Source organism: Streptomyces sp. NPDC038200, from assembly GCF_055600785.1.
This window is the reverse complement of the sequence record NZ_JBVJYH010000015.1, coordinates 105210-130129: the sequence shown is the minus strand read 5'-3', so window position 1 is coordinate 130129 and position 24920 is coordinate 105210. Positions and strand designations below refer to the sequence as shown.

General features: G+C 72.6%; 24 protein-coding genes. 8 read left to right on the top strand and 16 right to left on the bottom strand.

The genetic code is table 11. The features are described 5' to 3' along the window. Window positions 1-69 precede the first annotated feature (69 nt). Entirely contained in the window at window positions 70-585 is a 516-nt protein-coding gene (gene bfr, locus ACZ7KF_RS27645) for a bacterioferritin (protein ID WP_471080432.1), read from the top strand. 19 nt (window positions 586-604) lie between these two features. Here bfr and ACZ7KF_RS27640 read toward each other — a convergent pair whose 3' ends face one another. Both ACZ7KF_RS27640 and ACZ7KF_RS27635 read right to left on the bottom strand, forming a co-directional pair. Continuing rightward, the gene (locus ACZ7KF_RS27640; RefSeq protein WP_471080431.1) at window positions 605-829 is read right to left on the bottom strand and encodes a (2Fe-2S)-binding protein; all 225 of its coding nucleotides are present in this window, start codon (window positions 827-829) and stop codon (window positions 605-607) included. A 138-nt stretch (window positions 830-967) separates the two neighbouring features. Continuing rightward, window positions 968-2320: a class II 3-deoxy-7-phosphoheptulonate synthase gene (locus ACZ7KF_RS27635; protein ID WP_471080429.1), complete on the bottom strand. Its 1353-nt coding sequence runs from the start codon at window positions 2318-2320 to the stop codon at window positions 968-970. Window positions 2321-2425: 105 nt separating this feature from the next. On the opposite strand from ACZ7KF_RS27635, the gene ACZ7KF_RS27630 reads away from it, so the two are divergent. Continuing rightward, window positions 2426-2482, top strand: a complete 57-nt coding sequence (locus tag ACZ7KF_RS27630) for a trp operon leader peptide (RefSeq protein ID WP_189697087.1) — start codon at window positions 2426-2428, stop codon at window positions 2480-2482. A 93-nt stretch (window positions 2483-2575) separates the two neighbouring features. Next, window positions 2576-4432, top strand: a complete 1857-nt coding sequence (locus ACZ7KF_RS27625) for an anthranilate synthase family protein (protein ID WP_471080426.1) — start codon at window positions 2576-2578, stop codon at window positions 4430-4432. 17 nt (window positions 4433-4449) lie between these two features. On the opposite strand, the gene ACZ7KF_RS27620 is transcribed toward ACZ7KF_RS27625, so the two are convergent. The 4 genes from ACZ7KF_RS27620 to ACZ7KF_RS27605 form a co-directional block, all read right to left on the bottom strand. Then, window positions 4450-5478, bottom strand: coding sequence for a 6-phosphofructokinase (locus ACZ7KF_RS27620; RefSeq protein WP_471080423.1), 1029 nt, complete (start codon window positions 5476-5478; stop codon window positions 4450-4452). A 112-nt stretch (window positions 5479-5590) separates the two neighbouring features. Beyond that, window positions 5591-6268: a response regulator gene (locus ACZ7KF_RS27615; protein ID WP_471080420.1), complete on the bottom strand. Its 678-nt coding sequence runs from the start codon at window positions 6266-6268 to the stop codon at window positions 5591-5593. Beyond that, a complete protein-coding gene (gene macS, locus ACZ7KF_RS27610; RefSeq protein WP_471080417.1) occupies window positions 6265-7491 on the bottom strand; it encodes a MacS family sensor histidine kinase in 1227 nt (408 codons plus the stop codon). The genes ACZ7KF_RS27615 and macS overlap by 4 nt, the downstream gene beginning before the upstream one ends. A 42-nt stretch (window positions 7492-7533) precedes the next feature. Continuing rightward, window positions 7534-8274, bottom strand: coding sequence for a lysophospholipid acyltransferase family protein (locus ACZ7KF_RS27605; RefSeq protein WP_471080755.1), 741 nt, complete (start codon window positions 8272-8274; stop codon window positions 7534-7536). A gap of 105 nt (window positions 8275-8379) precedes the next feature. Between ACZ7KF_RS27605 and ACZ7KF_RS27600 the strand changes: the two genes are divergently transcribed. From ACZ7KF_RS27600 to ACZ7KF_RS27590, 3 genes are all read left to right on the top strand, one after another. After that, on the top strand, window positions 8380-9159 hold the full coding sequence (locus ACZ7KF_RS27600) for an alpha/beta hydrolase (RefSeq protein ID WP_471080414.1): 780 nt from the start codon (window positions 8380-8382) through the stop codon (window positions 9157-9159). Next, on the top strand, window positions 9152-9838 hold the full coding sequence (locus ACZ7KF_RS27595; protein WP_471080411.1) for a hypothetical protein: 687 nt from the start codon (window positions 9152-9154) through the stop codon (window positions 9836-9838). The genes ACZ7KF_RS27600 and ACZ7KF_RS27595 overlap by 8 nt, the downstream gene beginning before the upstream one ends. A 71-nt stretch (window positions 9839-9909) precedes the next feature. Beyond that, window positions 9910-10575: a TetR/AcrR family transcriptional regulator gene (locus ACZ7KF_RS27590; RefSeq protein WP_471080408.1), complete on the top strand. Its 666-nt coding sequence runs from the start codon at window positions 9910-9912 to the stop codon at window positions 10573-10575. Between the two features lie 7 nt (window positions 10576-10582). On the opposite strand, the gene ACZ7KF_RS27585 is transcribed toward ACZ7KF_RS27590, so the two are convergent. From ACZ7KF_RS27585 to ACZ7KF_RS27555, 7 genes are all read right to left on the bottom strand, one after another. Continuing rightward, window positions 10583-11989 (bottom strand): serine hydrolase domain-containing protein, encoded by a 1407-nt coding sequence (locus ACZ7KF_RS27585; RefSeq protein WP_471080405.1) that lies wholly within the window; start codon window positions 11987-11989, stop codon window positions 10583-10585. Between the two features lie 108 nt (window positions 11990-12097). Further along, entirely contained in the window at window positions 12098-12862 is a 765-nt protein-coding gene (locus ACZ7KF_RS27580) for an endonuclease/exonuclease/phosphatase family protein (protein WP_471080402.1), read from the bottom strand. 65 nt (window positions 12863-12927) lie between these two features. Beyond that, the gene (locus tag ACZ7KF_RS27575; RefSeq protein WP_030605596.1) at window positions 12928-13881 is read right to left on the bottom strand and encodes an ROK family glucokinase; all 954 of its coding nucleotides are present in this window, start codon (window positions 13879-13881) and stop codon (window positions 12928-12930) included. Between the two features lie 67 nt (window positions 13882-13948). Next, window positions 13949-14437, bottom strand: a complete 489-nt coding sequence (locus ACZ7KF_RS27570) for a DUF5304 domain-containing protein (RefSeq protein WP_471080399.1) — start codon at window positions 14435-14437, stop codon at window positions 13949-13951. Window positions 14438-14493: 56 nt separating this feature from the next. Further along, complete coding sequence (locus ACZ7KF_RS27565; RefSeq protein ID WP_471080396.1) at window positions 14494-15711, bottom strand: ArsA family ATPase; 1218 nt, start codon at window positions 15709-15711, stop codon at window positions 14494-14496. A 44-nt stretch (window positions 15712-15755) separates the two neighbouring features. Then, a complete protein-coding gene (locus tag ACZ7KF_RS27560; RefSeq protein ID WP_471080393.1) occupies window positions 15756-16199 on the bottom strand; it encodes an SRPBCC family protein in 444 nt (147 codons plus the stop codon). Window positions 16200-16322: 123 nt separating this feature from the next. Beyond that, window positions 16323-17078: a metallophosphoesterase family protein gene (locus ACZ7KF_RS27555; RefSeq protein ID WP_471080752.1), complete on the bottom strand. Its 756-nt coding sequence runs from the start codon at window positions 17076-17078 to the stop codon at window positions 16323-16325. Window positions 17079-17417: 339 nt separating this feature from the next. Between ACZ7KF_RS27555 and ACZ7KF_RS27550 the strand changes: the two genes are divergently transcribed. Beyond that, entirely contained in the window at window positions 17418-19214 is a 1797-nt protein-coding gene (locus ACZ7KF_RS27550; RefSeq protein ID WP_471080390.1) for an AMP-dependent synthetase/ligase, read from the top strand. A gap of 13 nt (window positions 19215-19227) precedes the next feature. Here the strand turns inward: ACZ7KF_RS27550 and ACZ7KF_RS27545 are convergent, their stop codons facing one another. Both ACZ7KF_RS27545 and ACZ7KF_RS27540 read right to left on the bottom strand, forming a co-directional pair. Continuing rightward, window positions 19228-20865: a GMC oxidoreductase gene (locus ACZ7KF_RS27545; RefSeq protein ID WP_471080387.1), complete on the bottom strand. Its 1638-nt coding sequence runs from the start codon at window positions 20863-20865 to the stop codon at window positions 19228-19230. Window positions 20866-21082: 217 nt separating this feature from the next. Then, window positions 21083-22225 carry a glycosyltransferase family 4 protein gene (locus tag ACZ7KF_RS27540; protein ID WP_471080384.1) on the bottom strand — a complete coding sequence of 381 codons (1143 nt, stop codon included), beginning with the start codon at window positions 22223-22225 and terminating at the stop codon, window positions 21083-21085. 135 nt (window positions 22226-22360) lie between these two features. Here ACZ7KF_RS27540 and ACZ7KF_RS27535 point away from each other — a divergent pair, with 135 nt between their 5' ends. Next, a complete protein-coding gene (locus ACZ7KF_RS27535) occupies window positions 22361-23596 on the top strand; it encodes a glycosyltransferase 87 family protein (RefSeq protein ID WP_471080381.1) in 1236 nt (411 codons plus the stop codon). On the opposite strand, the gene ACZ7KF_RS27530 is transcribed toward ACZ7KF_RS27535, so the two are convergent. Next, window positions 23557-24879: an MATE family efflux transporter gene (locus ACZ7KF_RS27530; protein WP_471080378.1), complete on the bottom strand. Its 1323-nt coding sequence runs from the start codon at window positions 24877-24879 to the stop codon at window positions 23557-23559. The two genes, ACZ7KF_RS27535 and ACZ7KF_RS27530, sit on opposite strands and share 40 nt — an antisense overlap. Window positions 24880-24920 lie beyond the last annotated feature (41 nt).

The following is a 24920-nucleotide window of genomic DNA, read 5'->3' as shown; positions in this document are numbered from 1 at the left end:
GATCTTCACCGGCAGTGCAATCATGCGGCGCAATCGACCGACACCCGTTGTCCGGAAGGAGCACGTCGCATGCAAGGCGACCCCGAGGTCATCGAGCTGCTCAACGAACAGCTGACCGCCGAGCTGACCGCGATCAACCAGTACTTCCTGCACTCCAAGCTGCAGGACCACAAGGGGTGGACGAAGCTCGCCGAGTACACGCGGGCCGAGTCGTTCGACGAGATGCGGCACGCGGAGGTCCTCACCGACCGGATCCTGCTGCTCGACGGCCTGCCGAACTACCAGCGGCTCTTCCACGTCCGGGTCGGGCAGACGGTGACCGAGATGTTCCAGGCGGACCGGCAGATCGAGGTCGAGGCCATCGACCGGCTGCGCCGGGGCGTCCAGGTGATGCGGGAGAAGGACGACATCACGTCGGCGAACATCTTCGAGGCCATCCTGGCCGACGAGGAGCACCACATCGACTACCTGGACACCCAGCTGGAACTCGTGGACAAACTGGGTGAGGCGCTCTACCTCTCGACCCTGATCGAGCAGAGCCAGCCCGACCCCTCGGGACCGGGCACCGGCGGCTTCAAGAACTGAGCCGCCGCGACCACCGGCCTCAGGCGGCGTCGTCCAGCCGGTCCAGCGCCGGGGCGCGCCGGTCGATCAGTTCCCGGCGGGGGCAGGCCCCCCGGCCGAGGAGGGCCTGGATCCGGCGCACGCACGAGCCGCAGTCGGTACCGGCCTTGCTGGCGGAGGCTATCTGGCGCGGGGTGCAGGCGCCGTTCCCCGCATGCTCCTTGACCTGGTCCTCGGTGATGCCGAAGCAGCTGCAGACGTACACGCGGATGCACCTCCCAACGGGATCGTTGTCCTACTGCCGTCCCGTTCTCGGTGAGGCAAACCTAACCTTACCCATCCTCCGGAGGCCGCAAAAGGAGAAGGGGCGCGGATCCTGTGTGATCCGCGCCCCAGAGGACGCCTACTGGTCCCGGTACATCTCCGCCACCAGGAACGCCAGGTCCAGCGACTGGCTGCGGTTCAGCCGCGGGTCGCAGGCCGTCTCGTAGCGCTGGTGCAGGTCGTCGACGAAGATCTCGTCGCCGCCGCCCACGCACTCGGTGACGTCGTCACCGGTCAGCTCCACGTGGATGCCGCCCGGGTGGGTGCCGAGCGCCTTGTGGACCTCGAAGAAGCCCTTGACCTCGTCCAGCACGTCGTCGAAACGGCGGGTCTTGTGCCCGGAGGCCGCCTCGAAGGTGTTGCCGTGCATCGGGTCGGTCACCCAGGCCACCGTCGCGCCGGACGCCGTGACCTTCTCGACCAGCTCGGGGAGCTTGTCGCGGACCTTGCCGGCGCCCATACGGACGATGAAGGTCAGCCGGCCCGGCTCCCGCTCGGGGTCGAGGCGGTCGATGTACTGGAGCGCCTCCTCGGCCGTGGTGGTCGGGCCGAGCTTGATGCCGATGGGGTTGCGGATCCTCGAGGCGAACTCGATGTGCGCGTGGTCCAGCTGCCGGGTGCGCTCACCGATCCACACCATGTGGCCGGAGACGTCGTACAGCTTGCCGGTGCGGGAGTCGACCCGGGTCAGGGCGGACTCGTAGTCCAGCAGCAGCGCCTCGTGCGAGGAGAAGAACTCGACGGTCTTGAACTCCTCCGGGTCCGTGCCGCAGGCCCGCATGAAGTTCAGCGCGTTGTCGATCTCCCGCGCCAGCTGCTCGTAGCGCTGGCCCGACGGCGAGGTCTTCACGAAGTCCTGGTTCCAGGCGTGCACCTGGCGCAGGTCGGCGTAGCCGCCGGTGGTGAAGGCACGCACCAGGTTCAGCGTGGAGGCCGACGCGTGGTACATGCGCTTCAGCCGCTCGGGGTCCGGGATCCGGCTGGCCTCGGTGAAGTCGAAACCGTTGACGGAGTCGCCCCGGTACACCGGGAGGGTGACGCCGTCGCGGGTCTCGGTCGGCTTGGAGCGGGGCTTGGAGTACTGCCCCGCGATCCGGCCGACCTTGACCACGGGCACGGAGGCCGCGTAGGTCAGGACGGCACCCATCTGGAGCAGCGTCTTGAGCTTGTTGCGGATGTGGTCGGCGGACACCGCGTCGAACGCCTCGGCGCAGTCGCCGCCCTGGAGGAGGAACGCCTCTCCCTTGGCGACGGCCGCCATCCGGGCGCGCAGCTGGTCGCACTCGCCCGCGAAGACGAGCGGCGGATACGACTCGAGGTCCGCGATCACTGCGCGCAGAGCCTCGGTGTCGGGGTACTCGGGCTGCTGCGCCGCGGGCAGGTCTCGCCAGGTGTTGCCAGCGCTCGGGCTGGTCTTAGCGTTCACGGTCACCTCGTAAACCTTACGGGGTCATGTGGCGGTATTTTCCTCTGGCTCGAAGAGTGAGACGGAGTGATTGCCCCGTGGACACCGAAGGGGTGGGGTAGGGTTTCCTCCATGTTCGCGCATTCGATCCAGAACTGGTGGTGGACCGCTTCTCCGGCGGCCCGCTGATCGCGCGTACGAACAAGACTTCGCGAAGGCCGCCCGAGGGGCGGCCTTCGGCGTTTCCCGGGGCCGTTCCTCCTCACCCGCAGAAGAGGAACCATGGATCTGGCACAGCTGCTGCACGACCCCCGCCCCTTCGCCCTGCTCCGCCGCCGCACCCCGGGCCGCGACGAGCAGCTGGTGGAGGTGCTGGTCGGCCCGGTGACCAGCCGTGACCGGCTCGCCGACCTGCCCGCCGAGGGGCTCGCCCTCGTTCCGTTCCGGCAGATCCGCGAGCGCGGCTTCGACGTCCGCGACGACGGCACCCCGCTGCTGGTGCTGACCCCTCAGGAGTCGTACGAGATCCCGCTCGCCGAGGCGCTGTCCCGGCTCCCCGGGCACGAGGTGCGGGTCGAGGGCGGGGGCTTCGACGTCGGGGACGAGGAGTACGGCGAGATCGTCGGGCGGGTGCTGCGCGAGGAGATCGGCCGGGGCGAGGGCGCGAACTTCGTGATCCGGCGGACCTACGAGGGCGCGATCGAGGGCTTCGGCCGGGCCGACGCGCTCGCGCTGTTCCGGCGGCTGCTGGAGGGCGAGCGGGGCGCGTACTGGACGTTCGTCGTGCACATCGGCGACCGGACGCTGGTGGGGGCGAGTCCGGAGGTGCACGTCCGGATGAGCGGCGGGACCGTGGTGATGAACCCGATCAGCGGGACGTACCGCTATCCCGCCGGGGGTCCGACGCCCGAGCACCTGCTGGACTTCCTCGCCGACGGCAAGGAGATCGAGGAGCTGTCCATGGTCGTCGACGAGGAACTGAAGATGATGTGCACCGTCGGCGACAGGGGCGGGGTGGTCGTCGGCCCGCGGCTGAAGGAGATGGCGCACCTCGCGCACACCGAGTACGAGCTGCGCGGGAAGTCCTCCCTGGACGTGCGGGACGTGCTGCGGGAGACCATGTTCGCGGCGACGGTCACCGGGTCGCCGGTGCAGAACGCGTGCCGGGTGATCGAGCGCCACGAGACCGGGGGCCGCGGGTACTACGCCGGTGCCCTCGCGCTGCTGGGGCGGGACTCCGGAGGTGCGCAGACCCTCGACTCCCCCATCCTGATCCGTACCGCCGACATCTCCGCGGACGGCCGGCTGCGCGTGCCGGTCGGCGCGACCCTCGTGCGCGGCTCGGACCCGGCGGGCGAGGTGGCGGAGACCCACGCGAAGGCGGCGGGCGTGCTGGCGGCCCTCGGGGTACGGCCGTCCCGGCCGCGGGAGGAGCGGGAGCGGCCCCGGCTGGCCGACGACCCCCGGGTGCGGGCCGCGCTGGACGGGCGCCGTTCGTCGCTGGCGCCGTTCTGGCTGCGGATGCAGGAGCGGTCGGCGGACCTGGCGGGGCACGCCCTGATGATCGACGGCGAGGACACGTTCACGGCGATGCTCGCCCATGTGCTGCGGTCGAGCGGGCTGGACGTCACCGTCCGCCGGTACGACGAGCCCGGACTGCGGGGGGCGGTGCTCGCGCACGAGGGGCCGGTCGTCCTCGGTCCCGGCCCGGGCGACCCCCGTGACCTCGACGACCCCAAGATGCGGTTGCTGCGCGGCCTCACGGCCGAGGTGATCCGGACGCACCGGCACGGTGTGCTGGGCGTCTGCCTCGGGCACGAGCTGATCGCGGCGGAGCTGGGGCTGGCGATCGCCCGGAAGGAAGTGCCCCACCAGGGCGCGCAGACGGAGATCGACCTGTTCGGGCGGAGCGAGACCGTGGGCTTCTACAACAGCTTCGTGGCGACCTGCGCCGACGAGGAGGCGGAGGAGCTGGCCGCGCACGGCGTCGAGGTGAGCCGGGCCGCGAACGGCGAGGTGCACGCCGTTCGCGGGCCGGGCTTCGCCGGTGTGCAGTTCCACCCGGAGTCGGTCCTGACGCTGGACGGGGCCACGGTCGTACGGGAGCTGGTCGGCCGGCTGCGCCGCACGACCGTGTAGCCGCCGGGGGGCCGCCGTCAGCCGAAGAAGACGCCGACCTCCCGGTACAGCTCGGGGTCCACCGTCTTCAGCCTGGCCGTGGCCTCGGAGATCGGAACGCGGACGATGTCGGTGCCGCGCAGGGCGACCATCTTGCCGAAGTCGCCGTCGCGGACGCAGTCGATGGCGTGCAGGCCGAAGCGGGTGGCGAGCCAGCGGTCGAAGGCGCTGGGGGTGCCGCCGCGCTGGATGTGCCCGAGGACCGTGGTGCGGGCCTCCTTGCCGGTGCGCCTCTCGATCTCCTTGGCCAGCCACTCGCCGACCCCGGACAGCCGGACGTGCCCGAAGGAGTCGAGCGACCCGTCCTTGAGGACCACGTCGCCGTCCTTCGGCATGGCGCCCTCGGCGACGACGACGATCGGGGCGTACGACGCCTTGAAGCGGGAGGTGATCCAGGCGCACACCTGGTCGAGGTCGAAGCGCTGTTCGGGGATGAGGATGACGTTGGCGCCGCCGGCGAGCCCCGAGTGCAGTGCGATCCACCCGGCGTGACGCCCCATCACCTCGCAGACGAGGACCCGCATATGGGACTCGGCGGTGGTGTGCAGCCGGTCGATGGCCTCGGTGGCGATGTTGACGGCGGTGTCGAAACCGAAGGTGTAGTCGGTGGCGGACAGGTCGTTGTCGATGGTCTTCGGCACGCCCACGCAGGGCATGCCGTACTCGTCGGAGAGGCGCGCGGCGACGCCCAGGGTGTCCTCGCCGCCGATCGCCACGAGGGCCTCGACCTCCTGTTTGGCGAGGTTCTCCTTGATGCGGCGGATACCGCCCTCCACCTTGAGGGGGTTGGTCCGCGAGGAGCCGAGGATGGTGCCGCCGCGGGGCAGGATGCCGCGCACCGCGGGGATGTCGAGGCGTACGGTGTCGCCTTCGAGGGGGCCTCGCCAGCCGTCCCGGAAGCCGACGAAGTCATAGCCGTACTCCTGCACGCCCTTGCGTACGACGCCCCGGATGACGGCGTTGAGCCCGGGGCAGTCGCCGCCTCCGGTGAGTACTCCGACCCGCATGGAAATGTCCCTTCGCCACAGCTGCCTGACGCTCAGTCACGCTAATGGTGATTCGCGTCACATCGGGAGAGGCGGGAAGGGTGATTCGGGCGCGTTGCGCCGGGAACCGGCTCTACTCCTCGTCGAGTCCGCGCTCTATGGCGTACCGGACCAGCTCGACCCTGTTGTGCAACTGGAGCTTGCCGAGGGTGTTCTGGACGTGGTTCTGCACCGTGCGGTGGGAGATGACGAGGCGTTCGGCGATCTGCTTGTAGCTCAGGCCCTTCGCCACGAGCCGCAGCACCTCCGTCTCCCGCTCCGTCAGCCGGGGCGCGCCGGGCTCGTCGGCGTCCGGGGCGGGTGCGGGCTCGGCGGCCAGCCGCCGGTACTCGCCGAGGACCAGCCCGGCGAGGCCCGGCGTGAACACCGGGTCGCCCACGGCGGTACGGCGCACCGCGTCCAGCAGTTCCTCGGTGGAGGCCGACTTCAGCAGATAGCCGGTCGCGCCGGACTTCACGGCCTCCAGCACGTCCGCGTGCTCACCGCTCGCCGAGAGGACCAGCACGCGCAACGCCGGGTTGTGGCCGACCAGTTCCTTGCACACCTGGACGCCGGGCTTGGCGGGCAGGTTGAGGTCCAGCACGAGGACGTCGGGGGCGGCGGCCCTGGCGCGGCGGACGGCCTGCTCGCCGTCGCCGGCGGTGGCGACCACCTGGAAGCCGGACTCGGCCAGGTCACGGGCGACCGCGTCACGCCACATGGGATGGTCGTCCACCACCATGACCTTGATCGGGTCCTGCTGCTGTGTCATCGCTGCTCCGCCTTCTTCCCCCGCGCCCGCTCGGCGCCCTTCGGTACCTTCAGTTCGACTTCCGTGCCCTGTCCGGGCACGGAGACGATCTCGGCGCTGCCGCCGAGATCGCGCAGCCGCCCCCGGATGGACAGGGCCACCCCGAGCCGGCCCTCGCCCTCGGCCTGGGCGAGCCGGCCCTCGGGGATGCCGGGGCCGTCGTCCCGGACGGTCACGACGATCCCGTCCGGCTCGTCCTCGACCAGGATCCAGGCCCGGGCGTCCTCGCCGGCGTGCCGGCGGACGTTGTCCAGGGCGGCCCCGACCGCCGCGGCCACCTCGCGGGCCGCGGCCGGCGGCAGCGGCACGGGGGCACCGGGTTCGGCCAGGCTCACCCGGGCGCACGCGTAGGGGGCGAGCAGCAGGCGCAGATCGACCGGACCGTCGTCGTCCGGTTCGTCCACCGCGCGGACGACGGCGCCGGCGGCGAGGTCCTCCGAGACCCGGGACACCGGCACCAGCCCGCCCGACACCAGGGTGCGCAGGGCGACTTCCTGCTCTCCGGCCAGCCGGCCCAGCTCGGCCGCCTCCCCGCCGAGGGCCGCGCCCCGCCGCTTCACCATGGCCAGCACCTGCAGCACGCTGTCGTGGATGTCCCGGGCCAGCCGCTCCCGTTCCCGGGTCGCGGCCTCGATCTCCAGCGCGCGGGCGAGCGTGCGCTCGGAGGCGCGGGCCACCTCCACGACGTAGCCGATGGCGATGGAGGCCACCCAGACCAGGATCACGTTGTGCACGGTGTCCCGGGCGGGGTGGCCGCGCTCGACCAGGTTGACGGCCGCCACGGCCGTGGAGGCGACGGCCGCCCAGCGCCAGCCGCCCTTGATGGCGAAGGCCAGCACCGCGCCGGCGGTCCATATCGACGGCAGCGTGGGACCGCCGTCGGCGATCCGGCGGTGGCTGTCGGCGAGCGGGGTGAGCAGGATGCCCCCGAGGGCGACGGCCAGGTCGACGACCAGGAAGCGCTTGGTGCAGCTGGCCGCGCCGGAGACCTTGGGCAGGGTGGCGAGGGTCCACACGGCCAGGACGGCGTAGTAGGCGACGGCGACCCAGGGCCGGGCGAACTGGTCGTACGCGGTGGCGCACAGGCCGATCGCGTACAGCATGGTCAGGACGCGGTATCCGGCGAGCGCACGCCACAGCGGCAGCTCGACCGACATCCGCATGACGCGCTCGCGCTTGGGCATCTCCCCCGGTCCCCCCGTTTCCCCCGCCTCGCCGTGCCCGTCCTACGAATCGGCCTTCTTCTCGGCCTTCCCGGCCTTCTCCGCTTCCTTCGCCGCCTTGGCCGCCTCCGCGATCTGCCGCTTGGCGGCGGTGGCGTACATGTCGACGTACTCCTGGCCGGAGAGCTTCATGATCTCGTACATGACCTCGTCGGTCAGGGCGCGCAGCACGAACCGGTCGTGCTCCATGCCCTGGTAGCGGCTGAAGTCCATGGGCTCGCCGATGCGGATGCCGGGCCGCATCAGCTTCGGCACGACCTTGCCGGGCGGCTGGATCTTCTCCGTGTCGATCATGGCGACCGGGATGACCGGCGCGCCGGTGGCGAGGGCCACGCGCGCGAGCCCGCCGGGCTTGCCCCGGTACAGCCGGCCGTCGGGCGAGCGGGTGCCCTCGGGGTAGATGCCGAACAGCTCGCCGCGCTCCAGCACCTCTATACCGCTCTTGATCGCCGCCTCGCCGGCGCCGCGCGCCCCGGAGCGGTCCACCGGGAGCTGACCGACCCCCTTGAAGAAGGCCGCGGTGAGCCGGCCCTTCACGCCGGGGGTCGTGAAGTACTCGGCCTTGGCGATGAAGGTGACCTTGCGGTCCAGCACGGCCGGCAGGAAGAACGAGTCCGAGAAGGACAGATGGTTGCTGGCCAGGATGGCGGCACCCGTGGCCGGAATGTTCTCCAGGCCCTCCACCCAAGGCCGGAAGGCGACCTTCAGCGGGCCCCCGATGGCGACCTTCATCGTGCCGTACAACACCCGTGTGCCTCCTGTTTGCGTCGAGGAGACCTTAACCCGGAGGACCGTCAATGGGCCCGACGACCCTGGTCGGTGTCAGTGCGGTCGCGTACGGTGAAGCACATGCCAGTTCTCCCCGGAGCCGAGCCGTACCGCCACGAGGGCGGGGAGGTGGGGGTTCTCCTCTGCCACGGCTTCACCGGCTCGCCCCAGTCGCTGCGCCCCTGGGCGGAGCACCACGCGGCCCACGGCCTGACCGTGTCCCTGCCGCTGCTGCCCGGCCATGGCACGCGCTGGGAGGACATGCAGCTCACGGCCTGGCAGGACTGGTACGCGGAGGTGGACCGCGAGCTGCACGCGCTGGCCGCGCGCTGCTCCCGGGTGTTCGTCGGCGGTCTGTCGATGGGCGGGGCGCTGGCCCTCCGGCTCGCCGCCCGGCACGGCGAGCAGGTCGTGGGCGCGGTGGTCGTCAACCCGGCGAACAAGGTGCACGGCCTGTCGGCGTACGCCCTGCCGGCGGCCCGGCATCTGGTGCGGACGACCAAGGGCATCGCGAGTGACATAGCGAAGGAGGGCGCGGCGGAGCTGGGCTACGACCGGGTGCCGCTGCACGCGGCGCACTCGCTGCGCGCGGGCCTGCGCCGGCTGGACGGCGAGCTGCCCCAGGTCACCCAGCCGTTGCTGCTGCTGCGCAGCGCCCAGGACCACGTCGTCCCGGCGGCCGACTCGGCGCGGGTGCTCGGCCGGGTGTCGTCCACGGATGTCACGGAGATCGTGCTGGAACACAGCTACCACGTCGCGACGTTGGACGTGGATGCGGACCGGGTCTTCGAGGAGAGCCTCGCCTTCATCGGCCGGCTCGCACCCAGTGTCGGCAAGGAAGGGACGGCCGCAGTTGGCTGAGCACGACTCCGACCGTGAGGACCGCGAGGGCCGTGAGGACCGCGAGGGCCGTGAGGACCGCGGGGACCGCGAGCCGGACAAGCAGGAGGTGCCGTTCGACGAGGACGCCGCCTGGCGGGCGATCGTCGCCGGGTACGGCGCGGAGCCGCCGGACCCGCCGGGGGCCCGGCCCTTCAGGCCGGTGGAGGATCTCGCGCTCCCGGAGCCGAAGCCGGTCGATCCGGTGAAGGACCCGGTGGCGAACCCGGTGAAGGATCCGGTGGCGAACCCGGTGAAGGACCCGGAGAGCGAGTCCCCGCGGGCCGCGGACGACTCCGTGGACCGGCAGGCCGCCCGGCCGCTGGGCGGCTCGGTCGCCTTCGCGCCCGGTGTCGGCCCGCGTGACTTCACGCCGGCCGAGCCCTCCGACGACGACTTCGACGAGGAGGACGAGGGCCACTTCGTCCCGCCGGAGCCGCCCCCGCTGCCGACCGCGGACACGACGGCCAGGTTCGCCTGGCTCGGGGTGGTCGGCGGCCCCGTGCTGCTCCTGCTGGCCGTGCTGCTCGGCTGGGACATGACCTGGTGGCTGGCGACCGCCGGCATCGGCGGTTTCCTCGGCGGCTTCGTGACGCTGGTGACGCGGATGCGGACGGACGACGACGAGGACGAGGACCCGGGGCGCGGGGCCGTGGTCTGACGGCGGAAGGACGAGCCGGGCCGCCGCCTGAACTTTGTACAGGCGGCGGCCCGGTGACCTATCGTGGGCCCATGCCGCGCGACACGCTCACCCCGGAGACGATCGTCCGGACCGCGGTGGAGCTGCTGGACGACGAGGGCCTCGAGGGCCTGAACATGCGCAGTCTGGGCCGGCGGCTCGGCGTCGCCGCCACGGCCGTCTACTGGCACGTCCAGAACAAGGACGACCTGGTGCTGATGGCCGCCGACCATGTGTGGCGGGAGATCGAACTGCCGCCGCTGGACCCCGCCCACTGGCGCGGCACCGCCACGGCGATGGCCGACGGCCTGTACGCGATGTTCGTCCGCCATCCCTGGCTGGTGCAGGCCATCAGCTCGCACCTGCTCTACGGCACCGGCATGTCCCGCTACGACGACCATCTCCTCGGGGTCTTCGAGACCGCCGGCTGCACCGCCGAGGAGGCCGACCGCGCCGCGGGTGCCGTCTTCACCTTCGTTCTCGGCCATGCGCTCGGGGCCTCCGCCACGGCCTCCCTGACCCGCAAGCTGCGCCGGGCGGGCGGGGACCCCGAGCGGGCCTTCAAGGAGACGCTGGCGCGGGCGGCGGAGACGGCCGAGCCCTTCCCCCGGCTGCGCGCACGGCTGCACACGCCCGCGGCCACCGAGTACGCCGCCGCGCCCGAGGGCACCTTCGCGGCCGGTCTGCGGGCCCTGCTCGACGGCCTCGGCGCGCGCTGACGGCCGCTCAGCCCGCCTCCGCCGCCCGCCCGAAGAACCGGCCGGCCAGGTCGACGCCGGTCACCGTGCCGTCGGCGCCGCGGGAGAGGAATCCGCGCTGCCCCCTCAGGCCGCCCTCGGTGACGAGGTACTCGTCGCCGTCGCCGGGCAGGAAGCCGATCGCGGCGGCCGGGTGGTCCGGGGGCATCTCCGCCTCGGAGGCGGCACGGATCTCCGGCTTGATGCCGACGGCGAGCGTGAGCCGGCCCTCCCCGGCCGCGATGTCCCCGGCCGCGACGTCCTCGGCCGCGATGTCCAGGTACATGGCGTCGATCTCGTACCGCCCGGCGGCCTCCCGCGCCCGCGCCGCGTCGTACGGCAGCGGCTCCGGTTCCCGCTCGACCACGCCGAGGTACAGCTCCAGCGCGCGCTTGACCACGCTCTGGTTGAACAGATGGCCGTCGGGGCCGGCGTTGGCCAGCGAGACGACGGCGAAGTCGTGGTCCGGCACCAGCAGCAGCTCGGCGAACTGCCCGTTGCCCGAACCGCCGTGGCCGACCGTGCGGACCCCTTCGACGTCGCGCAGGAACCAGCAGATGCCGAAGCCGTCGCCGAGCGTGCTGCCCCGCAGCTCGACCGTCGGCCGCTTCATCCGGTCGAGCGTGCCGGCGGAGAGCAGGCCCTCCCCGTCGCCGAGGTGGAACCGGGCCCAGCGCAGCAGATCGCCGGCCGAGGAGACGACGCCGCCGCCCGGGTTGTCGCCCCGGGCGCCGGCCGGCCAGGCCTTCCAGGGGCGGGCGGGGGCGAGGCCGCCGTCCTCGGTGCGGTGGTGGCCGACGGCGAAGCGCCGGACCACGACGTCGTCCAGGTCGAAGACGGTGTCGGCGAGGCCCAGCGGGTTCAGCAGCAGCTCGGCCAGGGCCTTCTCGAACGGCGTTCCGGTGACGTTCTCGATCACCCGGCCGAGCAGGTTGTAGCCGGCCTGGCTGTAGGAGGCGCGGGCGCCGGGCGGCGCGATCTGCGGCAGCCGGTCCAGCCGGGCGACCCAGGCGGCCAGCGAGCCGTCGGACCCGCCGGCGTCGATCAGGTTCCAGTCCAGGCCCGCGGTGTGGTTGAGGAGGTGCAGCACGGTGATCCGCGCGGCGGCCTCCTCGTCGGCGAGCCGCAGGTCGGGGACGTAGCGGCGGACCGGCGCGGCCAGGTCCACGCGCCCCTGCTCGACCAGGCGCATGAGGGCGGTCGAGGTGAAGGTCTTGCTCACCGAGGCCACGTGGAACAGCGTGTGTTCGTCGACCGGCAGGGGGTGGCCGGCGCTGGTGACCCCGTGCGCGATGTAGCTCTCCCGGCCGCCGGTGAGGACGCCGACGCAGGCGCCCGGTATCCCGTACTCCTTCGCCGCGGCCGTGACGGACGCGGACAGTTCCGTGTGGGACATCGGTTCCCCCTGGTGCCGTTTCATGGACTCGCCGTGGACTTGAACTAAGTACAGGAAGGACAGTAGAGCGCCCGCGAACGGACGCGCAAGGGCATTCCTGTACTTAGTTCAAGCGGTCGGCCGGGTCGCGGGGACGCGGAGCGCGGCCAGCACCGGGAGGTGGTCCGTGGCCGCGGTCAGGTCGTCCCGGGTGACGCCCGGCTGGTCCACGGGGACACCGCAGCCGAGGACCTCGATGCCCTCGGTGGCGAAGATCGCGTCGATGCGCTGGTGGGGATCGGCCGGGGTGGAGGTGAACTCGCCGCCCCAGGGCGCGGTCGTACGGCAGTCCCGGAGGCTCTCGGCGAGCCGGCGGAAGGTGCGGCCGTCGGGGCGCTCGTTGAGGTCGCCGCCCGCGACGGCGTGTTCCACGCCCAGGCCGGCGAGGCGGTCGAGGAGCATGCCGCCCTGCTCGTGGCGTTCGTCCCGCTGGAGGCTGAGGTGGCAGCTGAGCACGCCCAGGCGGGCGCCGCCGAAGCGGACCACCGCGGTCGCGAAGCCCCGCCGGTGCAGCCCGGGGGTGAGCGGGAGGAGGACGTCCTCCGTGCGTTCGACGGTGGCTCGCAGACTGCACAGGATCGCCGGTCCCGCCGCCGTCGCCCCTCCGGTGAGGACGACCGTGCCGGAGGCCGCCGCGAGGCGGGCGAGCTTCTTGCGCCAGCGGAAGAAGCGGGGGGCTTCCTGGAGGAGGACCAGGTCGGGGGCGCAGGCGGCGATCACCCTGGCGAGGGCGGCGGTGTCGTCGCGCATCGAGCGGATGTTGTAGCTCAGAACCCTGATGACCGCGGAACCGTCGTCTTCCGTACGGGAGTTGGGGAGCAGGGGGGTTGCCATGCCGTCAATCTACGCCGCTCGGGGACGCGGGCGTCGCATGGCTCGGGGCGCTCGGAAGGCGAGCGTTACATGACCGGGTCGGGCTCCCGGGCCAGGTCGGCCGCGCCCACCATGCCCGCCTTGTTGCCCAGCTGGGCAGCGATCACGTCGGCCACCGGGCGCCAGTTGCCGCCCACCAGCCAGCGCTTGTACGACTTGCGGATCGGGTCGAGGACCAGGTCGCCCTCGTCGGAGAGGCCGCCGCCGACGATGAACGCGGACGGGTCGAAGAGGGAGGCCAGGTCGGCGAGGCCGGCGCCGGCCCAGCGGGCCAGCTCGCGGTAGGAGTCCACGGCGACGGGGTCGCCCTGGCGGGCGGCCATCGAGATGTGCTTGCCCTCGATGCCGTCGGGGGTGCCGTCGCCCAGCGCCAGCAGCACCTCGGCGCGCTCGGGGGTGGCGTTGGCACGCTGCTTGGCGTACCGGACCAGGGCGCGGCCGGAGGCGTACTGCTCCCAGCAGCCCTGCGAGCCGCAGCCGCACAGCAGGCCGTCCGGGACCATCCGGATGTGGCCGAACTCCGCGGCCACGCCGAAGTGGCCGCGGCGCAGCTTGTTGCCGATGATGATGCCGCCGCCGAGGCCGGTGCCGAGCGTGATGCAGATGACGTTGCGGTGGCCCTTGCCGGCGCCGAACCGGTACTCGCCCCAGGCGGCGGCGTTGGCGTCGTTCTCGACCACGACGGGGAGGCCGGTGCGGGCCTCGACCTTTTCCTTGAGCGGCTCGTTGCGCCAGTCGATGTTGGGCGCGAAGTAGACGGTGGAGCGCTGCCGGTTCACGTAACCGGCCGCACCGATGCCCACGCCGACGATCTCGTGCCCGGCGCGCGCCCCCTCCACCGCCGAGGCGATGGCGTCCACGATGGCCTCGGGCGTGGTGGGGGTCGGCACCTTGAAGGTCGAGAGGATGTTGCCTTCCTCGTCGACCACGCCGGCCGCGATCTTCGTGCCGCCGATGTCGACGCCGATGGTGAGTCCCATGAATCCCTCAGTTTCGGTCGAGCCCCGCTACGGCCAACCGTACCCGAGGCCCTGCCCCGGGAGGGCTTCAGTCCAGGTCGATGCGTTCCCCCGGGCCGGTGCCCTCGCCCCGGTCGCGCCGGTCCGCCCGGTCGTCCGCCGGGTCGGCCGTGCGGGCGGTCCAGCGCCGCTCCTGGTGGTGGACGGCGGAGCGGTAGGCGGCGAGCAGCTCGCCGCCGGCCGCGGCCAGGTGGTCGAAGACGTCCGGGTTGCGTTCCACGACGGGCTCCACGGCGGCCTTCGCCTGCTGGACGACCTGCCGCACCACCTGCTGGGCGGCGGGTCCGGCGAGGCTGCCGAGGAGCGGTGACGGGAGGCCGGACAGCTTGTCGGCCACCGCGTCCACGAGCTTCTTCAGTTCCTCGGCGGCGGAGCCCGGCGGCGGGCCGTGCTCGGCGCGGCGGCGGGCCTTCTCGGCGGCGAGGTCCTCGGCGCAGGCCGTGGCCCAGGCGTCGGCGTCGGCCGCCCTCGCCTGCTCCTTCTCGAAGGCCTCGGATGCGGGGCGCTCTTCGCTCATGGCGGCTCCTGACTACGGTTCGCCTTTACGACGTTACCCGAACGGGCGTTTTCCGTTCACCGGCGAGCGGCGGGCCACAGGTCCGGGTCCGGGGCGAAGCGGATGCGCAGTTCCCCCTCCCGCAGCGCGGCGCCGGCGACCGTGCAGCGGCGCAGGGCGGAGGGCAGCGGGACGATCCGGCGGAAGGGGCCCGCGGTGATCAGGAGTTCGTCGCCGCGCCGGATCAGGTCCAGCTCGTCCCGTATCGCGCCGGGCAGCGGCAGCTGCCAGACCAGCACGCCGTCCTCGGCGATCCGGTCGGTGACCGGCCACTCGACCGGGGTGGCCGCCGGGTTGACGGCGGGCACGTGGAGGGCGGTGAGGTCGTCGGGGCCCTGCGGGTCGCGGCCGAGGTGCGGGACGGCGTGGACGTCGTACGACTCCGACCAGTCGGCGAGCGTCTTGCGCTGCTGGGCCAGGAGGGACAGAAGGGGGGCGAGGCCCGGTGCGGGGCGGGGATCGGGCGCCGGGTGGGCGAGGTCTCCGGCGTCCGCCTCCGGCAGGGTCCGGTTGGCGATCAGGGCCTCGGTGCGCAGGCCGCGCAGGGCGAGGCCGAGGGTGGCGGTGCGGACGGCGTCGGCGCCGGCCGGGCCGGGTTCGGCGACCAGGCGCACGGTGGTGTCCCGGTCGGTGAGGACGGATTCGACCGCGGCCAGTTCGACGTCCCAGCGGGCCGCCGTCTCGTACAGCCAGTCGGCGGGCATGGGGACGCCGGCCAGCCGGCCGAGGACCGGGCGCAGGGCGCGGGCGGCCTGTCGCTCGGGCGGGAGCAGGCGGCGCAGATAGCGGCGCAGCTCCTCGGGCAGGCCGAGCAGGGTGAGGGCCGCCGGGAGGGGCGGGAGGTCGACGACGAGGAGGTCGTAGCGCTCGGAGAGGGCCGCGTCCCGCAGCGCGCGCAGGAAGGACAGTTCCTCCGCGCCGGGCAGCGGGGTGACCTCCTCGGCGTCGAGGCGGGCGGCGCCGAGCAGGTCCAGGACGTTCGCGGCGCGGGACTGGAAGGCGGTGAGGTCCTGCCGGAACCGGTCGGCCGCGTCCGGGCGCCAGGCGGTGAGGTGCGGCGCGACCTCCGTCGGCGCCGGTCCCGTCGCGGTGCCCAGTGCGACGCCCGGGGTGTCGGTGTGGTCGGCGCTGAGGAGGAGCGTACGAACGCCTTCGGCCGCGGCACGCAGTGCGGTCGCGGCGGCGACGGTGGTACGCCCGCTGCCGCCCGGGCCCGTGATCAGGATGGTGCGCATGACGGTGAACGGTACCGTCGCCCGCGGGAGCGGAACGGGGGAGGCTACTTCTCCCCCGACTCCACCCTCTTCTTCAGGCCCGCCAGCGCCCGGTCGATGATGACCTTCTCCGCCTTGCGCTTGATCATGCCCAGCATGGGGATCTTGACGTCGACCGTGAGCTGGTAGGTGACCTCGGTGGCGCCCGCGCCGGCCGGCTTCAGGAGGTAGGAGCCGTCCAGGGAGCGGAGCATCTGGGACTTGACCAGGGTCCAGGAGACCTCGTGGTCGCCGGTCCAGGTGTAGGCGAGGGTCTGGTCGTCCTTGATGGCGCCGGCGTCCATGACGAGACGGACCTTGTCGGCGCGGCCCCGCTCGTCGGCGGCGAGGACCTCCGCCTCCTTCACCTCGCCGGTCCAGTCCGGGTAGCGCGCGAAGTCGGCGATCACCGCCATGACGTCGGCCGGGGCCGCCTCGATCGTGATGCTCGAACTGGTGTGTTCCGCCATCGCCGTGGCTCCTCCGGATGCGGGCCGTGTTGAGAGCTTTTGTGTGCGCCGGGCTGCGCACGTGTGTGCAGCGTGAAGGCTACCGCGCCGCCGACCTGCCGCCTTCACCCCGTCCGACGGGCCTCACCATTCGAGCGCCCAGGGCGTGCCGGTGCCGGCGAAGTGCCCCACGTTCACACACTCGGTGGCGCCGATCCGCATCCGGCGCGCCAGCGGCTGGTGCACGTGCCCGAACAGGGCGTACCGCGGCCGGGTACGGCGGATGGCGTCGAGCAGGGCCCGGCTGCCCCGCTCGAAGCGGCGGGCGACGGTGTCGTACACCAGCTCGGGCACCTCCGGCGGGATGTGGGTGCACAGCACGTCCACCTCGCCGACGGCCTCGATCTTCGCCGCGTACTCCTCGTCGCTGATCTCGTACGGCGTCCGCATCGGGGTGCGCAGGCCGCCGCCGACGAAACCGAAGGTGCGCCCGCCGATCTCCACCCGCCGGCCGTCGAGGACCGTGGTGCCCGGCCGGGCGTACTCCGCCCACAACTGCGGCATGTCGACATTGCCGTAGGTGGCGTACGTCGGCGTGGGGAACGCGGCGAACAGCTCGGCGTACTGCTTGCGCACGGCCTGCTCGATGGCCGTGGCCCGGTCGGCGCCGATCCCGGCCCACAGCCGGGCGCCGAACTCGCGGGCCTCGGCGAACCGGCGGGCGGTGCGCAGCTCGACGATGCGGTCGGCGTTCTCCTTGCCGAACAGGTCCGGGAAGATGCCGCGCGAGTGGTCGGCGTAGTCGAGGAAGAGGACGAGGTCGCCGAGACAGATCAGGGCATCGGCACCCTCGCCGGCCCGCGCCAGGTCACGGGCGTTGCCGTGCACGTCGCTGACCACGTGGACGCGGGTCCGCCGGTTGCCGGAGCGTGTGGGTGCCATGGTGATCAAGCGTAGGCGTGTGCGGTGTGGGTGAACAGTGCCGGTCCGGCCTGCGGTTACTCGCCGGTCGGTTCACCCGTGGACTACTGTGCGCGCAGGGCGTCCCACGTGTGTGACGCAGCGAACATCTCGCCGGGACCCCCTGTCCTAGACGCCATACCGGCGGGTAACGTCCGGGCAGTCCAGTCGTGCTCTGGATTTCAACCACCGAAGTACCCGAGCACTTGCCCGAGCCTTGGACCGCACCGTCGCATCGCACAACGTCGTGGCGCCGGCGCCCTATGAGGAGCAGCAGTCTTGCGCGAGTTCAGCCTTCCGGCTTTGTACGAGGTCCCTGCGGACGGCAACCTGACCGACATCGTCCGCAGAAACGCCGCGCAGCATCCCGACGTCGCCGTCATCGCCCGCAAGACCGGCGGTGCCTGGCAGGACGTGACCGCCCGGGAGTTCCTGGCCGAGGTCCGCGCCGCCGCCAAGGGCCTCATCGCCTCCGGTGTGCAGCCGGGCGACCGGGTGGGCCTGATGTCCCGCACGCGGTACGAGTGGACTCTGCTCGACTTCGCGATCTGGAGCGCGGGCGCGATCACCGTGCCGGTGTACGAGACCAGCTCGCCGGAGCAGGTGCAGTGGATCCTGTCCGACTCGGGCGCGACGGCCTGTGTCGTGGAGCTGGAGACCCACGCGGCGGCCGTGGAGTCGGTGCGCGAGTCGCTGCCCGCGCTGAAGCACGTCTGGCAGATCGAGGCCGGGGGCGTGGCGGAGCTGGGGCGGCTCGGGCAGGACGTGTCGGACGGCGCGGTGGAGGAGCGCAGTTCGCTCGCCAAGGCCGACGACCCGGCGACCATCGTCTACACGAGCGGCACGACCGGGCGCCCCAAGGGCTGTGTGCTCACCCACCGCAGCTTCTTCGCCGAGTGCGGCAACATCGTGGAGCGGCTGCGCCCGCTGTTCCGTACCGGTGAGTGCTCGGTGCTGCTCTTCCTGCCGCTCGCGCACGTCTTCGGGCGGCTCGTGCAGATCGCGCCGATGATGGCGCCGATCAAGCTGGGCTGCGTCCCGGACATCAAGAACCTCACGGACGAACTGGCCGCGTTCCGGCCGACCCTGATCCTCGGTGTGCCGCGGGTCTTCGAGAAGGTCTACAACTCGGCCCGGGCCAAGGCGCGGGCCGAGGGCAAGGGCGGGATCTTCGACAAGGCGGCGGACACCGCCATCGCCTACAGCAAGGCGCTGGACAGCCCCTCGGGCCCGTCGTTCGGTCTGAAGGTCAAGCACAAGGTCTTCGACAAGCTGGTCTACAGCAAGCTGCGCGCGGTCCTGGGCGGCCGGGGCGAGTACGCCATCTCCGGCGGCGCCCCGCTGGGCGAGCGGCTCGGGCACTTCTTCCGCGGCATCGGCTTCACGGTGCTGGAGGGCTACGGCCTGACGGAGTCCTGTGCGGCGACCGCGTTCAACCCGTGGGACCGGCAGAAGATCGGCACGGTCGGGCAGCCGCTGCCGGGTTCGGTGGTGCGGATCGCCGACGACGGCGAGGTGCTGCTGCACGGCGAGCACCTCTTCAAGGAGTACTGGAACAACCCGGGCGCGACGGCGGAGGCGCTGGCCGACGGCTGGTTCCACACCGGTGACATCGGCACCCTCGACGAGGACGGGTATCTGCGGATCACCGGCCGGAAGAAGGAGATCATCGTCACGGCGGGCGGCAAGAACGTCGCCCCGGCGGTGATCGAGGACCGGATCCGGGCGCACGCGCTGGTCGCGGAGTGCATGGTGGTGGGCGACGGGCGGCCGTTCGTGGGCGCGCTGGTCACCCTGGACGAGGAGTTCCTGGACCGGTGGGCCGCCGAGCACGGCAAGCCGGCGGGTTCCACCGCGGCGTCGCTGCACGAGGACCCGGATCTGCTCGCGGCGATCCAGGCGGCCGTGGACGACGGCAACGCCGCGGTGTCGAAGGCGGAATCGGTGCGGAAGTTCCGCATTCTGTCCTCCCAGTTCTCGGAGGAGTCGGGCCACCTCACCCCGTCGCTGAAGCTCAAGCGGAACGTGGTGGCGAAGGACTACGCGGGCGAGATCGAGGCGATCTACGCCAAGTGATCCCGGCGGTGCCTCATGGCGCGGTGTCCTCGGCGAGGACCCGCGCCATGGTGCGTTCGGCGAGGGCCGTGATGGTGACGAAGGGGTTCACGCCGATGTTGCCGGGCACCAGCGAGCCGTCGGTGACGTAGAGGCGTTCGTAGCCCTTCACCCGGCCGTAGTCGTCGGTCGCCTTCCCGAGGACACAGCCGCCGAGGGGGTGGTACGTGAAGTCGTCGGCGAAGACCTTGCTCCCGGAGCCGAACAGGTCGTAGCGGTAGAGGGTCGCGTTGGCCCGGTTGATCCGGTCGAACAGCTTCTTGGCCATGCCCACCGACACCGCGCTCTGGGCCGCGGTCCAGCCGAGCTTCACCGTGCCGGAGGCGGAGTCGTAGGTGAAGGAGGCCCGTTCGGGGTTCTTGGTGATCGCCAGGTAGAGGCTGATCCAGTGCTCGAACCCCATGGGCAGCGGGGCGATCTCGGCGAAGACCGGGTTGTCGGCGTTGGCCCAGTCGTCGATGCCCATCACCGGCATGGTGGCCTCGTTGGCGCCGACGGTGTCCCAGACGTGGTTGGCGCGGCCGAGCATCGTGTTGCCGTTGGTGCCCCAGCCCGCGCCCACGGCGGAGTCCAGGTCCGGCAGGGTTCCGGTGTCACGGGCGCGCACGAGGAGTTCGGTGGTGCCGATGCTGCCGCCGCCGAGGAAGAGACGGGTGCAGCCGTACTGCGTGGTCCCGACGACCGCACCGGTGGTGTCGATCCGGTCGGCGGTCAGGACGTACGACCCGTCGCTCGCCCGGCTGACCGACCTCACCTTCTCCAGGGTGTGGACGGTGACGTTGCCGGTGCCGAGGGCGGCGGCCAGATAGGTCTTGTCGAGGCTGCGCTTTCCGTGGTTGTTGCCGTAGATGACCTCGCCCGCGAGGGCGGACTTCGTGGCCGTACCGGCGGCCTCCTGCTGCATGTAGCCGAAGTCGTAGACGTTCGGGACGAAGGTGGTCCTCAGCCCCGCGTTGCCGGCGGCCTTCCGCGAGGTGCGGGTGAACCGGTACCACTCGGTGGACTCGAACCACGCCGGGTCGATCGTGTTGACGCCGAGCATGGCGCGGGCGCGGGGGTAGTAGGTGCCGTACATCTCGTCGGCGTCCACGGTCGGGAACTGCTCGGTGAAGTACGACTTCAGGGGCGTGACCGCCATGCCGCCGTTGACGAGGGAGCCGCCGCCGACGCCGCGGCCGACGTAGACGGACATGTCGTCGTAGTGCACGCGGTCCAGGACGCCCGGGTAGGAGCTGATGTCCTTGTTGACCAGGTCCAGCCAGAGGAAGGTCGCCAGCGGGGCCTCCGTGCGGGTGCGGAACCACATGGAGCGCTGGTCGGGGGTGCCGGTGGAACAGAACACCTTGCCGTCGGGGCCGGCGGTGTTCCACAGCCGGCCCATCTCCAGGACGAGGGTGCGGATGCCGGCCTGGCCGAGGCGGAGGGCGGCGACCGCGCCGCCGTAGCCGGATCCGACGACGATCGCCGGGGAGTTGTCGGTGGGGGCGGGTTCGGCGGCCCGGGCGGACTGGAGACCGATACGGGTGAAGCCGAGGGTGGCCGCGGCTTGGAGCGCGGCCATGCCGAGTATGTGACGTCTCGTCATCTGACGCTGTATCAGGTTTGCTGCCATGTGCGCAGCATGGGCGGATTTTCACGTTCCGCCTAGGGGCCGCGCCAGGAAGACGACGGCGACCGGGGGCGGGCGCGGCGCGGTCCGGGGGGCCGGGTGCGGTGCGGGGGCCGGGTGTGGTGCGTGGGCGGGTGCGGGTCCTTCACGGCACGCTCGCGCGGCGCGGTCCCGGGGGGGCGGGTGCGGTGCGTGGGGGGTCCGCGGCCGTGCGGTCGCGCTACAGAAGGTCCCTGAGGGTGTCCGCCAGCAGGTCCCAGCGCCACTTCTCCTCGACCCACCGGCGGCCCCGCTCCCCCATCCGGCGGCGCAGTTCGGCGTCGCCGAGGAGGGTGACGATGCGTTCGGCGGCCTCGGCCGGCTCGCCGCCCCGGACCACCCAGCCGGTCTCCCCGTCCAGCACCGCGTCCGGGGCGCCTCCCGAGTCGCCCGCGACGACCGGCAGGCCGGTGGCGGACGCCTCCAGGTAGACGATGCCGAGGCCCTCCACGTCCAGGCCGCCGCGGCGGGTGCGGCAGGGCATGGCGAAGACGTCCCCGGCGCCGTAGTGCGCGGGCAGCTCGGACCAGGGGACCGGGCCGGTGAAGCGGACGGAGCCGGCGACACCGGTCTCGGTCGCCAGCCGGCGCAGGTCCTTCTCGTACGGTCCGCCGCCGACGATCAGCAGGACGGCGTCCGGCTCGGCGGCGAGGATCCGCGGCATGGCCCGGATCAGGGTGTCCTGGCCCTTGCGCGGCACCAGGCGGGAGACGCAGACCACGACCGGCCGGTCGGTGAGGCCGAGCCGCGCCCGGACCTCGTCGCCGCCGGATCCCGGGTGGAAGGTCTTCTCGTCGACGCCCGGCGGCAGCTGCACCATCCGCGAGGCCGCCTCCGGCGTGAGCGCGGTGGCGATCCGGGAGCGGGTGTACTCGCCCAGATAGGTGATCGTGTCCGTGCCCTCGCCGATCCGGCGCAGCAGCTGCCGGGCGGCGGGCAGCTGGGCCCAGCCCGCCTCGTGCCCGTGGGTGGTGGCCACCAGCCGCCGGGCGCCGGCCCTGCGCAGCGCGGGTGCCATCAGGCCGAGCGGGGCCGCGGCGCCGAACCACACCGAGGTGCAGCCGTGCTCGCGGAGCAGTCCGACCGCCCGCCGGGTGGCCCCCGGGGTGGGCAGCAGCATCGTCGTGCGGTCGCGGACGACGGGGAAGGGCTGCTCGGCGTCGAACGCGGCGGTGGCCTCGGCGCCCTCCCGGCCGCGCTTCCAGGTGGAGGCGTAGACGACCAGCCGGTCGGGGTCCAGGCGGAGGGCCATGTTGTGCAGGAATGCCTGGATGCCGCCCGGCCGGGGCGGGAAGTCGTTGGTGACGATCAGGGTCTTGTGCATCGCCGCCGACCCTACCGAACGGGCCGTCCCCCGGCCGGGCCCGGCCGAGCCTGTGGCATGCGCACAGGCCCGCAGGACATCATGGTCGCTCGAAGCGGATTCGAACGGCACCGGAATCGAACGGCAGGGGATCACGTGGAGACGAAAGCCGCCGCACGGTCCCTGACCCGGCTGCTCGCGACCTGGGGCGCCACCCGCGCGGTGCTGCTGCTGTTCGTGTTCCGGGTGTACGTCTTCCCGGGCCCGGACGTCACCTCGGACGTGTCGGTGATCTACCGCGGCTGGTACGAGGTGCTGCGGCAAGGAACGTTTCCGCTGGACGACGTGACCTGGCAGTACCCGCCCGCCGCGGCCCTGGCGGTCCTCTCCCCCGCCCTCCTGCCGTTCCTGTCGTACGCGCACGCCTTCTTCGTGCTGGCCTGCCTGGCCGACGTCGTCGTGCTGGTCCTGCTGCGCCACGCCGGCCGGGGCTCCGGCCGGTCGTCGCGCGGGGCCTGGATGTGGGTGGCGGGCGTGCCGCTGCTCGGGCCGACGGTGTACGCCCGCTACGACGTGATGGTGACCGCGGTGGCCGTGGCGGCGCTGCTCGCCGGGACCCGGCACCCCCGGGTGCTGGGCGCGCTGACCGCGGTCGGGGCGCTGGTGAAGGTGTGGCCGGCGCTGCTGCTGGTCGGCGCGGTGCGGCGGCGGGCGTGGGCGTCGGCGGCGGTGACCGCGGCGGGCGTCGCGCTGCTGTTCACGCTGTCCATGCCGGGCGCGTTCGCGTTCCTGACCTTCCAGCGGGACCGGGGCACCGAGGTGGAGTCGCTGGGCGCCCTGGTCTTCCATGTGGCCCGGCACTTCGGCTGGCAGGGCGAGGTGCTGCTGAACTACGGCTCGATCGAGTTCCTGGGTCCGCACGTGGACCAGGTCAGCACGGCCGCGCTGGCGCTGACCGGGGCCGCGTTCGGCTGGCTGCTGCTGTGGCGGCTGCGGGCGCGCCGTGCGGCGCCGCACACCCTCGCCGAGGCGGCCCTCACGGCGGTGCTGCTGTTCACGGTGACCAGCCGGGTGATCAGCCCGCAGTACCTGGTGTGGCTGATCGGCCTGGCCGCCGTCTGTCTCACGTACCGGGCGAGCCGCATGGCCGGCCCCGCCCTGATGATCGCGCTCGCGTCCTTCGTGACGGTCCTGGAGTTCCCGCTCGGCTTCTCCCACGTGGTGCTGAGCGACTGGTACGGCATCACGCTGCTGGCCCTGCGCAACGGCCTGCTGGTCGCGGCCACGGTCACGGCGGCCCGCCGGCTGTGGCGCTCGACCGTCCCGCCGGCCGCGACGGCCCCCTTCCCGCCTCAGGCCACCCGGGCCGAGGAGACCCCGGTCTCCTCCTGACGCGCGGACCGCCGCGTCGGCACCGCCACGGCCGCGCACTGCACGGCCATCGCGAGCGCCAGGGCCAGGCAGACGCCGGGCAGGCCGTGACCGGAGAGGGCGTACGCCAGGGGCAGCTGGACGGCGGTGCCGAGCAGGGTGATCCGCAGCAGCGCGGGCGCTCCCCCGCCGCCCTCGAAGACCCCGCCGACCGCGATGAAGCAGGCCATCAGCAGCAGGTAGGGGCCGATGCAGCGGAGGAACAGCACGCCTTGGCGGGCCACCTCGGGACCGGCGCCGAACGCGGCCATGAGCCAGGGGGCGGTGGCGGCGAACAGGACGGCGGCCAGCAGGCCCAGCGCACCGGCGAGGAGCACCGCCTGCCGGGCGATGTCCCGGCGGGCGTCCCGGCCCGCGCCCCGGGTGTGCGCGGTGTGGATGGCCGCGGCCTGGCGCACCGCGTAGCAGGCCATGGTGGCGACGTACATGACCTTGTAGGCGATCGAGTACGCGGCCACCGCCGTCACCCCGAGCCGCGCCACGATCGCCACCAGCACCAGTGTCCCGGCCTGCCGCACGGTGAAGTCGGCGGACATGGGCAGCCCGGTGGCGAGGGTGCGGCGCAGGGCGGCGGTGCGCGGCCCGGCGAGGGGCCGGGCGCGGGCGGCCGTTCGCAGCAGGGGGTCGCGGCGCAGGGCACGCAGCCCCACCGCGAGGGCCACGCTCCGGCACAGCACGGTCGAGGCGGCGGCGCCGGGGACGCCGCAGAGGTGGATCAGGGCGGGGTCGCACACCAGGATCAGCCCGTTGGCCAGCAGGGCGAGCCGCATGGGCGTGCGGGTGTCGCCCGCGCCCTTGAGGATGCCGTCGACGAGTTGCTGCACGAAGAAGACGGCCGTGCCGGGCAGGGAGATCGCGAAGTACGCGGCGGCCAGGCGCGGGGCCGGGCCCCCGCCGCCGAGCACCAGGGCGGCCAGCGGTTCGCGCAACACGAAGCCGCCCACCGCGACCACGGGCGTGATCAGCGCGCACAGCGCCCCGCCGCCGCGGACGGCGGCCCGCACGGCCGCCGGGTCGCGGGCCCCCCGGGCGTGCGCCACCAGCACCGTCGTACCGGAGGCGAAGACGAGCGCCACGCCGAGCAGCACGTTCTCCGTGTTGGTCGCGACGGCCACGGCGGCGACGGCGGCGCCGCCGAGCCGGGACACCCAGACGGTGTTGATGATCCCGGAGGCGACCGAGGCGAGGAGCGAGAGGTAGACGGGGCGGGCGAGCGAGACGAGTTGCCCCCGATGGGCGTTCACGAGTTTCCCCCTCCGATCGAAATACCTCGGTTAGAGGTATC

Coding starts and splice junctions, on each gene's coding strand:
- bfr (WP_471080432.1), top strand. CDS start 70: ATGCAAGGCGACCCCGAGGTCATCGAGCTGCTCAACGAACAGCTGACC.
- ACZ7KF_RS27625 (WP_471080426.1), top strand. CDS start 2,576: ATGGATCTGGCACAGCTGCTGCACGACCCCCGCCCCTTCGCCCTGCTC.
- ACZ7KF_RS27620 (WP_471080423.1), bottom strand. CDS start 5,478: ATGCGGGTCGGAGTACTCACCGGAGGCGGCGACTGCCCCGGGCTCAAC.
- ACZ7KF_RS27615 (WP_471080420.1), bottom strand. CDS start 6,268: ATGACACAGCAGCAGGACCCGATCAAGGTCATGGTGGTGGACGACCAT.
- macS (WP_471080417.1), bottom strand. CDS start 7,491: ATGCCCAAGCGCGAGCGCGTCATGCGGATGTCGGTCGAGCTGCCGCTG.
- ACZ7KF_RS27600 (WP_471080414.1), top strand. CDS start 8,380: ATGCCAGTTCTCCCCGGAGCCGAGCCGTACCGCCACGAGGGCGGGGAG.
- ACZ7KF_RS27590 (WP_471080408.1), top strand. CDS start 9,910: ATGCCGCGCGACACGCTCACCCCGGAGACGATCGTCCGGACCGCGGTG.
- ACZ7KF_RS27585 (WP_471080405.1), bottom strand. CDS start 11,989: ATGTCCCACACGGAACTGTCCGCGTCCGTCACGGCCGCGGCGAAGGAG.
- ACZ7KF_RS27580 (WP_471080402.1), bottom strand. CDS start 12,862: ATGGCAACCCCCCTGCTCCCCAACTCCCGTACGGAAGACGACGGTTCC.
- ACZ7KF_RS27575 (WP_030605596.1), bottom strand. CDS start 13,881: ATGGGACTCACCATCGGCGTCGACATCGGCGGCACGAAGATCGCGGCC.
- ACZ7KF_RS27570 (WP_471080399.1), bottom strand. CDS start 14,437: ATGAGCGAAGAGCGCCCCGCATCCGAGGCCTTCGAGAAGGAGCAGGCG.
- ACZ7KF_RS27565 (WP_471080396.1), bottom strand. CDS start 15,711: ATGCGCACCATCCTGATCACGGGCCCGGGCGGCAGCGGGCGTACCACC.
- ACZ7KF_RS27560 (WP_471080393.1), bottom strand. CDS start 16,199: ATGGCGGAACACACCAGTTCGAGCATCACGATCGAGGCGGCCCCGGCC.
- ACZ7KF_RS27545 (WP_471080387.1), bottom strand. CDS start 20,865: ATGGCAGCAAACCTGATACAGCGTCAGATGACGAGACGTCACATACTC.
- ACZ7KF_RS27540 (WP_471080384.1), bottom strand. CDS start 22,225: ATGCACAAGACCCTGATCGTCACCAACGACTTCCCGCCCCGGCCGGGC.